At 48.1% G+C, this 12,929-nt stretch carries 11 protein-coding genes and 1 pseudogene; 5 read left to right on the top strand and 7 right to left on the bottom strand.

Features of this window, described 5'->3' with window-relative positions:
- Positions 1-403 precede the first annotated feature (403 nt).
- Entirely contained in the window at positions 404-1,036 is a 633-nt protein-coding gene (locus FJZ26_01340; GenBank protein MBM3229050.1) for a hypothetical protein, read from the bottom strand.
- Positions 1,037-1,485: 449 nt separating this feature from the next.
- Between FJZ26_01340 and FJZ26_01335 the strand changes: the two genes are divergently transcribed.
- Together FJZ26_01335 and FJZ26_01330 are read left to right on the top strand one after the other, a co-directional pair.
- On the top strand, positions 1,486-2,721 hold the full coding sequence (locus FJZ26_01335; protein MBM3229049.1) for a hypothetical protein: 1,236 nt from the start codon (positions 1,486-1,488) through the stop codon (positions 2,719-2,721).
- A gap of 146 nt (positions 2,722-2,867) precedes the next feature.
- Positions 2,868-3,176: a hypothetical protein gene (locus tag FJZ26_01330; GenBank protein ID MBM3229048.1), complete on the top strand. Its 309-nt coding sequence runs from the start codon at positions 2,868-2,870 to the stop codon at positions 3,174-3,176.
- Positions 3,177-3,212: 36 nt separating this feature from the next.
- Here FJZ26_01330 and FJZ26_01325 read toward each other — a convergent pair whose 3' ends face one another.
- The 6 genes from FJZ26_01325 to FJZ26_01300 all read right to left on the bottom strand — a co-directional run bounded on the left by FJZ26_01325 (position 3,213) and on the right by FJZ26_01300 (position 7,611).
- Complete coding sequence (locus FJZ26_01325; protein ID MBM3229047.1) at positions 3,213-3,857, bottom strand: hypothetical protein; 645 nt, start codon at positions 3,855-3,857, stop codon at positions 3,213-3,215.
- Between the two features lie 92 nt (positions 3,858-3,949).
- A complete protein-coding gene (locus FJZ26_01320) occupies positions 3,950-5,143 on the bottom strand; it encodes a glycosyltransferase family 2 protein (protein MBM3229046.1) in 1,194 nt (397 codons plus the stop codon).
- A 246-nt stretch (positions 5,144-5,389) separates the two neighbouring features.
- Positions 5,390-5,842, bottom strand: coding sequence for a hypothetical protein (locus FJZ26_01315; GenBank protein ID MBM3229045.1), 453 nt, complete (start codon positions 5,840-5,842; stop codon positions 5,390-5,392).
- Positions 5,843-5,849: 7 nt separating this feature from the next.
- On the bottom strand, positions 5,850-6,599 hold the full coding sequence (locus FJZ26_01310) for a serine protein kinase RIO (protein MBM3229044.1): 750 nt from the start codon (positions 6,597-6,599) through the stop codon (positions 5,850-5,852).
- Between the two features lie 23 nt (positions 6,600-6,622).
- Positions 6,623-7,168 (bottom strand): DUF192 domain-containing protein, encoded by a 546-nt coding sequence (locus tag FJZ26_01305; protein MBM3229043.1) that lies wholly within the window; start codon positions 7,166-7,168, stop codon positions 6,623-6,625.
- A gap of 206 nt (positions 7,169-7,374) precedes the next feature.
- Complete coding sequence (locus tag FJZ26_01300) at positions 7,375-7,611, bottom strand: hypothetical protein (protein ID MBM3229042.1); 237 nt, start codon at positions 7,609-7,611, stop codon at positions 7,375-7,377.
- A 121-nt stretch (positions 7,612-7,732) separates the two neighbouring features.
- On the opposite strand from FJZ26_01300, the gene FJZ26_01295 reads away from it, so the two are divergent.
- The 3 genes and pseudogenes from FJZ26_01295 to FJZ26_01285 all read left to right on the top strand — a co-directional run.
- Complete coding sequence (locus FJZ26_01295) at positions 7,733-8,026, top strand: hypothetical protein (protein MBM3229041.1); 294 nt, start codon at positions 7,733-7,735, stop codon at positions 8,024-8,026.
- 131 nt (positions 8,027-8,157) lie between these two features.
- Positions 8,158-11,535: pseudogene (locus FJZ26_01290) on the top strand (DNA-directed RNA polymerase subunit B).
- 178 nt (positions 11,536-11,713) lie between these two features.
- Positions 11,714-12,929, top strand: a 1,216-nt coding sequence (locus tag FJZ26_01285) for a DNA-directed RNA polymerase subunit A' (protein MBM3229040.1), incomplete at its 3' end; no start/stop codon positions are given.

Below are 12,929 nucleotides of genomic sequence, written 5' to 3'. Positions count from 1 at the left end.
CGAGGAGATTTGAACTCCTAAGCCCGTGAAGGGCACTAGATTTCGTGTTTGCAAGCCAAACACATTTTGTTTTATTTTGATCTCGAGTCTAGCGCGTTACCGGATTCCGCCACGTCGGCTTAAAGATAGATAATGTATTATTGCCAAGAAACGATTAAATAGTGGCGGGACCTTGTCCTCAGGCAAGAAGACCGCCACGTCGGCATATCAGATGATTATTGATTGCTTTAAGAAAGCTTAAAGACGTGGGGGTACCTTGTCATCAGACAAGAAGACCGCCACCGACAACTGTTTTTGACAGTTGGCGGGACCTTGTCCTCAGGACAAGAGGACGTCGGCTTGACTAATTAGATATTTGTATCAAGAAAGGTTTAATAGCGGCTGGGGTTTTGGCATTTCTGTTTTATCCGTACCATTTTTGCGCCACCGCCCTTAGCTTTTCCTTTGCGCCATCGAGTATCTCGTCCTTCTTGCCGACCATCATGATAAGCCCCTGTGCAGCAACAATGTCAACCTCAAAACCCATGAATTCCAAAAGCACCTTTGAAAGGGCCGCGGAGTGGTCCCAGGCATCGTTTCCGAATTCCTTGCCGTATGCCCCGCCACTTGTTGTTATCACAAGCCCCCTTTTGCCTTTTAACAATCCAGTGAACCCCTTTGCGTCCATGTCCCAAGTCTCCCCCTTGAGCATCACGGCATCAAAGTATGCCTTGACTGCGGCTGGAAGCGAGAAGTTGTACATGGGATATGCAAAAACAACGAAATCTGCGGACTTGAACTGTGCAGTCAGCAAGTCAAACTCCTCAACATGCTTTGCCTCGGCAGGGCCTAGTTTTTCCCCGCCGTAGTTCCTCTTGTAATATGCTGCAATGGATTTTTTGTCAAAAGCCCTTGGCGGTGCTTGTGCTATGTCCAGCACCTCAACGTGCGCTTTGCCCTCGGCAAGGCCTGCAAAACAGTCCTGCAGCTGCTTTGTCGCGGATTTTTCTTCCCGCGGCGTATAGCTTACGATAAGTGTTTTTTTCATCTCAACCATCTCCAGAAAAAGTTATGCAAACTTGTTTCGTATGTCCGATATATGCTGAAAAAGTAATATAAAGCTATTTGAATGCTTAGCCCCCGGTGGGAATTGAACCCACGGCCTTCTGTTTGCCCGAACCACATAAACCAATCAAATATGATGTTTTTTAGCATCAATTTTTTGGTTTAACTTTTTTGTTTCATCCAAGCGTTTTCTTTTGGTTAAGTTTTTGGTGTTGCTTTTTAGGCAACCCAACAACGTCGCTTGTGAATTGCTCCAGTTTTTTGGTGAAGCTTTTTAGGCATCATCATGTCGCTTGCGACATGCATGATTCATTTTCCTTTCGGAAAATGAACATCCCAAAAAAGCTTCTACGAGACAGACGCTCTACCTCTGAGCTACGGGGGCGCATCCATAATATCCCCCTGCAAGCTTTATTATTATATTTGGGCAATAACCCTAATGTGGGAAAACTCATTTCAGGCGCAGCATTGCCCCTTATCCTGGCGTTTCTTCTTATCCTGCTTCTTGGCTGCACAGGCCCTGAACAAAAGAAAAGCAACGTTGAAATAAATCCACTTAATTCAACTCAACCAGCAAACTCAATAGACGGGGATGTCAAAATTGTCTACAAATGCCCCAATGGGGTTTTGGTAAGCAGCCTTGAGGACTGCCCTGGCGCAAACAGCAAAGTTGCCTGCCCAGATGGGTCATACGCACAAGACAGGAGCCAGTGCAAGTCGTGCGATGCAAACTGCGACGACTTTGACGATTGCACGGTTGATGTTTGCTCAAAAGACACCGGCTACCAGTGCGAGCACTTCCAAAAGCAGACCTCCCAGTGCGCAGGCGTGGCTCCAGAAGCCAAGTGCATTGGAGGGCAGCTGGAAGGCGGTGCATGCGTGTGCAAGAATCTTGACGAGGCTGCAATCAATGGCGTGTGCAAGAAGGCATATTGCATCATTGACTGGGGCGGGAACAAGATTGAGCGCCTTAAAGGCTCCGGCTGCTCGCTATACTATGATGAGGGGTCTTATGACAGAAAGTACTGCAACCAGGATTCTCTGTCCTTAGGGTACAACTGCACTGCCTGCGGCTGCCTTGGCGGTGTTGCCTGCGTCAATGACAGATGCCAAAACAGAAGCGCGCTATCCATCCCGGCAGACGCAATAGGGCTTGAGCAGGCCGCCATCCACAGGGGCTTAAGCGTTGTCCTAAAATCAGTGTCAAAAAACACATCTGCTGTTTTCGAGGTTTCGGATTCAAGGGGCGCAGGGGCAAGAATAATGGAGCTTTATCAAGGAGACTGGGTGGTTGGCAGGCTCAGCTCAATCGGGTATGTAAATTTCACCCTTGTACAGACAAATTATGACCTTGAAAATCAATTCAAATGGGCGAAGGTCGCTTTTTACCCCTACACAACTCCATGCCAGCAAGTCAGGGACGGGAAAAGCATACTGTTTAGCGTTCCTGACATGTCCCTGTCCTACACTGTGAAAATATACAAGTCAACCGAAACTGGCACCACAATCCTTGTCCAAAAGCCGCCTGAAAAATTTGTTGAGCTTAATATCTCGGACCAAATAGAGCTGTTTGGCAACACCGGCCTTTACCTAAAGTCCTGCAACCCTTCCAAAGGTTTTGCTAATATGTCAATAACATCAGCCGCGCCCTTTGACTATTCCATTTCGCTTTCCTAATGCCAGGCCATTGCCGGGTTTTCCTTCAAGCCAAGCCTTTTATTCCTAGGCGCAGGATTATTGTGCTGCCCGCAGCTGCATGAAAGACTGCCTGCGGAATTCAGTTGAAACTTAGCTTAAACCAAACTTAGCTCAACGGTGATAAAATGAGAATTGTCCTGTCATGCCCAATTGAAAAGAAAGCCGCCCTTACTGCGCTTCTGGAGACAGATCCATACGCAAAGGACAGCTTTGCAAGGGCTGGATACAAGGTTAAGGAAGGGTCGCAGGTGGGACTTGATGCCAAATTGCTTTACGTGCATGCGCAAAGCTCTGACGAGGTGTGCGCTAGGCTTGTTGAAAAGGCAAAGGAAGTAGCCGTCCCTGCCAAAGAAGAGGAAAAGGCCAAAATAATAAACGTGATTGATGAAGAGGACAGCAGCGCGCAGCAGGGTTTTGGGGCAATATTCGGCTGATTTATTTTATGGGGATTGGGGAGAAGGCAAGAGTTATTAGGATTGAAGCTCCCCAATTATCTTTTCAAGCTTTTCCCTGCCAACAAGCCCTTCGTATTTTTTGTCCTCAATTAAAATGGTCGGATATTTTTCTATCCTGTACTTGTTTGCAAGCACCTGCACGCTTGCGCTTCCAATGCCTGCGTCAAATGAGTAAATCTTGACCCAGTGCGGTCCGCTTTTTTTAATCTCAAAAAGCTCCGTTTCCTGCTCCTTGCACTCTTTGGTGCACTGCTTGCTTGAGTAGAACATCACAACGGAGGTGAAGTTTTGGCTGCAAATTTGCTTGACTTTGTTTGAAAGAAGGTATGAATTAAGCTGCAAGTTCATGTACTTTCCCTTAAGCTTTTCATCTGCAATGTTTCTGGTATCCTCGAGGAAGGAAATTTTGTAGCCAAGCAGGTTGACATCGTTTTCTATCTGCTCCTGCTCGCTTTCAAGAAGCGGGCACATGTCTGGAGTGCTGTCAAGCAGCATTATGGCGGTGCTTGCACTTACTCTGTCAGTAAGCGAAAGCACGCTTTGGCCAAACTCATCCACAGTTCCCTTGTCAAGCGCCTTGCCTACAAATATGCCCGCAATGAATATCAGGGCTGTTATGAAAAACGAGGCCGCAATAAGATTGAAACTGATTTTTCTCATGGGACCAACTTTGAAGTTTCACGTATAAAAACATATTGATGTTGAAAGACTTTTCCCCCAACTTAGCATTTCTTGATTTCTTGGCAAACTTTCTACCAGCTTTTAGCCTGCTTTGTTACCTCCATATATGCGGCAAATAACCAGAAGATGAAAAGGAGTATCGGATAGGCGATGATAAAAACTGCCACGGTTGGAAACGACAGCCTCTCATTTTCGTAGAACTCGTTCATTCCATAATACAGCCATGCAAAGCCTGCAAGCAGCATGAGTGCTGCCATTATGTGGAGCGGGCCGATGCTCAGCCTCACCCCCTCCCATCCAAGGTAGCTTGCGTAAATCGAGCTTGTCATGATGCTGATTAGGACTATTATTGGCACTATTGTCAAAAACAGGTAGCCAAGAAGCGTGTTTGGCATTATCACAACGCCCAAGTCGCCCCATTTAAGGCCGATAAGGAACCTGTATTTCAGGGCATTGTAAAGCCCTCCCCTCTGCCACCTGACCCGCTGGCCCATAAGTTCCTGAAAGGTTTTTGGCGTTTCAGAATAGACCATTGCTTCCGGGGCAGTCCTGATTTTCCAGCCATGCTGCTGCATGTTAAGCGCTACTTCCTGGTCCTCAACAAGGCTTTTTGGGTCATACCCGCCTATTTTTTTCAAGGCCCTTGTCCTGAAAACCGAAAACGGCCCAGGCGTGACTGTCACGCAGTTGAGAAAATCGAGTATCCTTCTTGTGAAAATCGTGAACATGTATTCCAGCCTTTGAATCTCGCCAAGGAAGTTGCCTGAGCTTTTTGCAAGGACGCAGGAGGCTACTGCCCCGACTCGCCTGTCCTCAAAGTGCCCGACAATTTTGGCAAGCGCATCAGGGGCAACATACGAGTCGGCATCCATCGTAGCCACAAGTTCTGTCCTGACTTTACCAAGCCCAACATTGAGGCTGTCAGCCTTCCCGCTGTTCTTCTTGCTGATGATTCCGACCCCAAATCTTGCAAATCCTGCCGCAACATTGCCTGTTCCGTCTGTCGAGCCATCGTTGATTACAACTATCTTCAGCTTGCTTTTTGGGTAGTCAAGGGCAAGCAAAGACTTGAGAGTTCCAGCAAGATACTCCTCTTCGTTGTATGCTGGGACAAGAACCGTGACTTCTGGCAGCCTTTTTGGCTTCCCAAGAGCTTCTTTCATCCTGCCCCTGTTGTTTAAATATGCGACAATTAGAAAGACAAAGGTGAAAATAGTCACAAAGGCTATTGCATATTCCGCATACTGCAGCTGCTGAATTGCCATACTCTTGCTTTGTAATTCTGCAGCAATATAAATGTTTGAGTAGGAATATGCCTGTGATGAGCACTAGATTTTCTGACGCTTCTTGAAAAAGACGCCAATGATGACGATCTTGAGTGCTGAAACTCGCTGGCGCTCGTCAGCCCTCGTTTGTCGCTTGCGCGACAAATCCCAAAAAATCCTTGCGGATTTTTCGGTCTTGAGTGCTGAAACTCGCTGCGCTTGTCAGCCCCTAGATTTGCAATCTGCCTAGTCAATGATGCCCTTTTCCAAAAGGCATTTTACGTCGGCTCCAAAGTTTTTTAAAACAAGCCCGTCCTTCTCAATGCTGTAAAAAGATGTAAGCACATCTACTTTGGTATAATCGACTTTTGAATAATCAACCACGTAATATTTCCCAACTGTTAAGTCGCCAACGCCGTAATTTTTGGGTTGCGTCTTATAGTCCCTGTCCAGGCGGATTAAGTCGCCGCTTTTCCTTGTAATATTGTAGCTATTAATGCCTGCGCACTTAAATGAACTGGTAACGCTTTTCCCAATCGGGTAATCAACTGAAATATTCCCGATGCACCAGCCGCATTCGGCTTGTGCCCTGTCCCAAGTTTCCCTGCTTACTTCCTTATAATCTCCCATGTCCGGTTTTGGCGTGTCAGTGCACCCAATTACAAGCACAAGGCATGCAGCCAATATCAAAAGAGCCATCCTCATCTTATCCCTCTTTAACCAAGCTAATTACTTCTTCCAAGTCCCTCTCAATCCCATACTTTTCAAAATATTTCAGGAGATTGCCTATGTCCCTTCTCAAAAAATCCTCGGCGCGAGGGTGCTTGAGCACGACTCCCTGCCCAAGGTCAATCATGTAAGGCCCCCTGTCATCCATTATTACATTATATTGGGACAGGTCAGAGTGAACAAGCCCTGCCTGGTAAAGCTTTTTTACATCCTCTAAAAGCATTTGCAGGTCCTGCTCAGGCTGCAGGCTTCCTGTCTTGTCAAGGGTTGAAAACGGCACCCCATTTTCACCCAAAAACTCCATTACAAGAACGTTTCCCATGGAAATGACTGGCCGGGGCGCCCTTACCCCAGCAAGCTCGCAAATTTTCAGGTTCTTGAATTCCTTTCTTGCCCAGGCATTCACAATGTCAAACTTGTTGTTTGAAATGCCGCCAAACCTGGGGTCGCCCTGCAGATACTCCTCCATCTTCCTAAAAGAGGAGGTCTCTATCCTGAAAATCTTAACCGCCAGGTTCTCATCGTTGAGCCTTGTTGCCCGAAAAACGTCAGCCTCCTTGCCGGTTGAAATTGGAAAATCAACCGTCTGGAAAACCTTCTTGTTGACCATGCGGGAGAGTAGAAGCAGGGTGGCCCGGTCAAACACGCCGCTTTCTATTTTGCGCTCCGGCTTGACTACCTTGAACTCCCTGTCCGGCCTTTTTTTTGTAGATTCTCGCTGTCCCATATTCAAACCCTGCAACCAAGCCCCTAAGCCAAGTCAATGTAAACCAAGTTCCCAGTTTCAATTTTGTTTTTCTTGCTCCAGCCAGCAGGAACCTCAAGCGCATACAAAACCGCGTCGCCTGAGTAGTCTACTTCACACGCCGTCTTTGGCCTGCACGGCTGGAAGCTTTCCCTTATTTTGGAAACCCTGGGGCCTTTTCCCTTATCCTGCACGGAACCTGAAGAAATATATATTATATCAAGGGGAATTTTCATGTTTTTCATGTAAAAGCCCCAGTTGCCTTGCTGTCCAAAGACAAACAGCATGCCCTTGCCATCCTCGAGCCTCTCCCTGAACATCAGTCCCCTTGCTCTGGTTGAGTCATTGTCTGCTATTTCGCTGTCAACGGCAAGCACGTCCCCAAAGGAATTGTTAATCCTGACTGTGGCGTGCCTGTAACTGGTCTTTTCTCCGCTTTCCCGGTTTTTCCCATCTCCATCAGCCACAGTGCAGCCAGGAACAAATGCAAGTGCCACAAGTGATAAAATGCAAAGGACAATAACCCCCTTTCCATCATTTCTAACTTTCATAAATTACAATAGGTAATCTGGAATTATTAACGGTATCCATTAACTTTTTGGATTTAGCAAATAACTAAGTTTACAAACTTCGGGCCTTGAAGCATACTTGCCTTATGTCATTGTGGCAGTAGTTATTGTTGGGGGCTACTTTGTCTTTACTGGATTGAAAAAGAAAAAGTAGCGTTGTGTGAAGTATTGTGACTGGCATAAAACAGTCAAGGCAGCCCTGTGGAATTTGGGCGCGAGGCGAAAGCGTCCTCCACCACAACTTTTCTTCCTTTTTCTTCCTTTTTCTTTCCCCTTTTTTCCCTTTTTTCCTTCTTAGCTCTTTCTACAAACTGCAATCTTTCCCATATCCTTTGCTTTCTTTCATGCCCACCAAACCTCAGTTTTCCTGTTTTTGGCCTTCCGAGGATAGGTTTATAAATCCTTTTAACTATATCTAAAGCCACACTAATTAGAATATTCCCTAGCCCATGTACCCTAAATTTGCATAAATCCCCAAGCCTGCAGTTGATTTGACCTCAGGGCACACGCTGCCCTGCAGCAAAAAACAATGCCCAAGGCCTAGCGATTGTGCAGCTTTTTGCGGTAAGAAATTGGCGCTTTGTTTGCGGTGGTACTTTGTCAGATGCAAAAGCACACGAGAAAATATTGCACCAACTTGTCCCTAAGCACGAACTATTAGGCGCACAGGAAAAATCAGAACTTCTTTCAAAAACCAGCATCAGTTCCATTCCTAAAATACATGTCAACGACCAGGCCATCAAGCTTTTTGGCCTTGAGCCGTCGCTTGGCGACATTATAAAAATCAGCAGGGAAGATGTCACCGGAAAAAACACGTATTACCGGGTCGTAATCAAATAGGCCGTAGCAGGAATTATCATTTCCAGCGCAAGCCATGGCATTTGGCGCCTTCGAAAATCGGCGCTCAGATAATGCCATACAAGGCATGAAACGGGCTTGCGGCCTTCTGGAATCAAATGCGAGGGGAGAACATGGTCAAGCAACTTCTTGAAAGCTATTTTAAGGAAAACAGCCTTGTAAAGCAACACCTTGATTCATACAACAAGTTCATTGACTCAGGCCTACAATCGGTCATTGACAGGGTTGGCGTAATCCAGCCTTCAATAGAGGGCTTTGAGCTAAAGCTTGGCACAATACGCGTTGAAAAGCCCATGGTTGTAGAGGCCGACGGCTCAAGGCGGCCAATCTACCCTATGGAGGCAAGGCTTAGGAACCTTACTTATGCTGCCCCCATATTCCTTGAAATATTCCCTGTTTTTAACGGCGTTGAAAAAAGGTCCTATTCGGAAGTGTTCATAGGCGAGCTGCCTGTCATGGTCCGCTCAAAACTTTGCCACCTTGAAGGACTTTCAGAGGAGGAACTGGCGGAGGCCGGCGAGGACACGTCAGACCCTGGAGGATACTTCATAATCAATGGCTCTGAGCGCGTGCTTGTCTCAATAGAGGATTTGGCCCCAAACAGGATAATGGTGTCAAAGGAAAAGGAGGGAACCATAATCACATCAAAGGTCTTTTCAACCCGCTTTGGCTTTAGGGCCCGCTGCGCAGTTGAGAGGACAACAGATGGCTCGCTTCGCCTTGTCTTTCCTGCAGCCCCCAAGGATCTGTCCTTCACAAGCGCGCTTAGGGTGCTTGGTCTTGAGTCAAACAAGGAAATACAAAATGCCTTTTCGCAGGACAAGAAGGTGCAAAGCGATATGCTTCTCAACCTGGAAACTGACACAACGCACAATTACAAAACAGCAATTGAGTACCTGGGCAAGAAAGTCGCGCCAGGCCAGGCAGAGGATTACCGCGTGAAGCGAAGCGAGGTCCTGGTTGATACGTATCTTCTTCCACATATAGGCACAACGCCTCAGGAAAGGATAAAAAAGGCATACTACTTGTGCAAAATGGCGGAAAGGGCGATAAAAGTTGCCTACCGTGAATTAACGCAGGATGACAAGGACCACTATGCAAACAAGCGCATCAAGCTGACTGGCGACCTGATGGAAGAGCTGTTCAGATATGCATTCCAGTTCCTTGTAAAGGATGTGGCATACCAGTCAGGAAGGGCTGATGCAAGGGGCAGGAGGCTCATTGTCCAGACACTTGTGCGCCCTGACGCGCTTACTGACCGCATAAGGTATTCAATGGCCACGGGCAACTGGATAGCAGGCCAGACAGGGGTTTCGCAGCTGCTTGACAGGACATCCTATCTTGCGACAGTGTCGCACCTGAGAAGGATAATTTCGCCGCTTTCCAGGAAGCACCCGCACTTCAAGGCCCGCGACTTGCACGGCACGCACTGGGGAAAAATCTGCCCCAACGAGTCGCCGGAAGGCCCCTCGTGCGCCCTTGTCAAGAACCTCTCGCTCACCTGCTCGCTTTCAATAGGCGAGTCTGAGGAAAAAGTCGATTCAGTCCTAAAAAAACTCAACATCCAAGTCTAAATAAGTCGCGTACACAAGCTGTCCTGCGCCTTGAAACCAAACCTAGAAAACATAATCTTGCTAAGGTGATACTCAATGGCAAAGAAAAAAGCCCGGGCCCCAGGCCAAAAGTCATCAGTGTTCCTGAACGGAAGGCTTGTAGGCTTCCATGAAAACGGCAAGGAGCTTGCCTCCAATCTCCGCTCCCTTCGCCGCGACGGGGCAATTTCCTCTGAAGTAAACATATCGTACAATTCCCAAAGCGATGAAATCTTTATCAATAGCGACTCAGGAAGGGCAAGAAGACCATATGTAGTTGTTGAGTCTGGAAAAAGCAAGCTTACCTCAGCCCTTGTTGAAGAGCTTAAAACCGGCGCGACAGACTGGTCCAAGCTTGTGAAGATGGGCGTCATTGAATACCTTGATGCAGAGGAGGAGGAAAACGCCCTTATCGCAGTCAGGGAGCAGGAAATAACGGCCGACCACACGCACCTTGAAATCGACCCGGTCTCAATTACTGGAGTGACTGTTTCAGTCCTTCCATTCCCAGAGTACAATTCATCGCCCCGTATTACAATGGCATGCTCAATGGCAAAGCAGTCGCTAGGCACCTATGCAACCAACTTCAACCTGAGGATGGATTCAAGGGGCCACATTCTTTTCTACCCGCAGCAGCCCCTTGCGCAGACAAGGCCGTATGGGATTTTGAAGTTTTCAGACAGGGCTGCAGGCCAAAACTTCGTTGTTGCAATCACTTCATACTACGGCTACAACATGGCAGACGCGGTGGTCGTGAACAAAAGCGCGGTTGACCGGGGCCTTGGGCGCTCTGCCTTTTACAAGACATACGAATCCGAAGAGAGGAAGTATCCTGGCGGCCAAAAGGACAAGTTTGAAATACCGCCGCCTACAACTTCAGGCTACAGGGAGGAAAAATCGTACAGGCACCTTGGCCAGGACGGGATAATATCAGCCGAGGCGGTAGTTGAGAGCAAGGATGTGCTTGTTGGCAAAACATCGCCCCCGAGGTTTTTGGAGGAGGTTTCAGTCTTTGGCGTCACAGAGGAGAAAAAGAGGGAAAATTCTCTGTCCCTAAAAAGCGGCGACTCTGGCATTGTGGACTCAGTTCTGGTTTCAGACAGCCTTTCCGGGCACAAGCTTGCAAAAATCCGCGTCCGCTCGATAAAAATCCCCGAAATTGGCGACAAATTCTGCTCAAGGCACGGACAAAAAGGAGTCATCGGGCTTCTCGTGCCACAGGAGGACATGCCATTTACGGCTTCCGGCGTGACTCCCGACCTTATCATAAACCCGCACGCCATACCCTCGCGCATGACTGCAGGGCACTTGCTTGAGATGCTTGGGGGCAAGGCGGCATGCTATTCCGGCAACCTTGCAGACGCAACCGCGTTTGCAGGCGACAAGGAGGGGGACTTCACAAAAGTCATGAAGCAGTACGGCTTTGAGGAATATGGAGAGGAATACCTTTACGACGGGCTTTCAGGGCAGAAAATCAAAAGCAAGATATTCATCGGAGTCATCTACTACCAAAAGCTGCATCACCTGGTCTCAAACAAGATGCACATGCGCTCAAGGGGGCCTGTGCAGCTTCTGACGCACCAGCCTACGGAAGGAAGGGCAAGGGATGGAGGCTTGAGGTTCGGGGAAATGGAGCGCGATTGCCTTATCGGCTATGGGGCTTCGATGCTTTTGCGCGAGCGCATGCTTGAGGAGTCTGACAAGACCTACGAGCTTGTGTGCGAAAAGTGCGGCTCAATCGCGACTCACGACCATGTGAAAAACAGGGACTACTGCCCGCTTTGCGATTCAAACAGCGGCCTGCACAATGTCGAGATGAGCTATGCCTTCAAGCTCCTACTTGACGAAATCAAATCGATTGGCATATTCCCAAGGCTGATGCTCAGGGACAAATCCTAGCTGGTGCTGCATGGGTCGGCTGTTGGAATCCTGCATGAAGGCGCCATTGAAATTTTTTTTCAATTTCGGTTCAAGCATATGGCATGGCGCATGACTGGCATGAAGCATGATTTGCATGAATGCAACAAAGCAAGAAGCGAAAAAATTATGGAAAGCATTTGCAACAAGCGGTGATTGAATGATTGTCTCAAAAATGATTGACCACATAAAGTTCTCCATATTTTCCCCGGAGATGATACGCAAATTTTCCTCGGCAAAAATAACCGTCCCGGACACATACGATGACGACTCCTATCCGATTGACGGCGGGCTTGTGGACCCGCGCATGGGAGTCATTGACCCGGGGCTAAAATGCAAGACTTGCGGGGGCAAGCTTCGCTCCTGCCCGGGCCACTTTGCGCACATAGAGCTTGTGAGGCCAGTCATCCACCCGGAGTTTGCAAAGGCAATCCTCTACATACTCAAGTCCACCTGCTCAAAGTGCAGGAGGCTTTTGCTTTCCGAAAAGCAGGTGCAGGAACTTTCATTAATTCTTGAGTCAGACGAGGCAGAGGCGGATGTGAAATCCAAGACAAAAAAAGCCACCAAGTGCCCGCACTGCAACGAGAAAAACCAGGAGGTCAAGCTGCTCAAGCCAACCACCTTTTTCCTCGGCTCAACGATGCTTCTTCCAACAGATGTGCGAAAGTGGCTTGAGGAAATACCAAACAACGACCTGAGGGTGCTAGGTTTTGACCCTGTGTTTGCAAGGCCAGAGTGGATGGTCCTCACTGCGCTGATTGTCCCGCCTGTTTCAGTGCGCCCGTCAATCACCCTTGAGACAGGTGACAGGTCAGAAGACGACCTTACGCACAAGCTTGTGGACATAATGAGGATAAATCAGAGGCTTGAGGCAAATATCAATGCAGGCGCCCCCCAGCTTATCATAGAGGATTTATGGGAGCTTGTCCAGTACCACATCACAACATACTTCAACAACGAGACTTCGAACATCCCCCCGGCACGGCACCGCTCAGGCAGGCCGCTGAAAACCCTTTCGCAGAGGCTTAAGGGCAAGGAGGGAAGGTTCAGGTACAATCTTTCCGGAAAACGCGTCAATTTCTCAGCAAGAACTGTTGTTTCCCCTGACCCAAACATCTCCATTGACGAAGTCGGTGTCCCGCGCCTTGTTGCGCAAGCGCTTACAGTGCCGGTAAAGGTGACCGACTGGAACCTTGAGGAATGCAAAAAATACGTCGAGTCGACGGAATACCCACACGCCGAGTATGTCATTAGGCCGGATGGCAAAAGGCTCCAGGTAACTGAAATCACAAGAAAGGAAATCATAGACACACTTTCCAAAGGATTTGTTGTTGAGCGCCAGCTGACAAATGGCGACACTGTGCTATTCAACA

The sequence above is a fragment of the Candidatus Parvarchaeota archaeon genome, assembly GCA_016866895.1.
GTDB lineage: Archaea > Micrarchaeota > Micrarchaeia > Anstonellales > VGKX01 > VGKX01.
This window is presented reverse-complemented; position numbering and strand designations above follow the sequence as displayed.

Bases quoted from the DNA above. Each gene is read 5' to 3' on its own strand.
- FJZ26_01305 (MBM3229043.1), bottom strand. From the start codon at position 7,168: ATGAAAGTTAGAAATGATGGAAAGGGGGTTATTGTCCTTTGCATTTTA.
- FJZ26_01320 (MBM3229046.1), bottom strand. From the start codon at position 5,143: ATGGCAATTCAGCAGCTGCAGTATGCGGAATATGCAATAGCCTTTGTG.
- FJZ26_01330 (MBM3229048.1), top strand. From the start codon at position 2,868: ATGAGAATTGTCCTGTCATGCCCAATTGAAAAGAAAGCCGCCCTTACT.
- FJZ26_01310 (MBM3229044.1), bottom strand. From the start codon at position 6,599: ATGGGACAGCGAGAATCTACAAAAAAAAGGCCGGACAGGGAGTTCAAG.
- FJZ26_01340 (MBM3229050.1), bottom strand. From the start codon at position 1,036: ATGGTTGAGATGAAAAAAACACTTATCGTAAGCTATACGCCGCGGGAA.
- FJZ26_01315 (MBM3229045.1), bottom strand. From the start codon at position 5,842: ATGGCTCTTTTGATATTGGCTGCATGCCTTGTGCTTGTAATTGGGTGC.
- FJZ26_01325 (MBM3229047.1), bottom strand. From the start codon at position 3,857: ATGAGAAAAATCAGTTTCAATCTTATTGCGGCCTCGTTTTTCATAACA.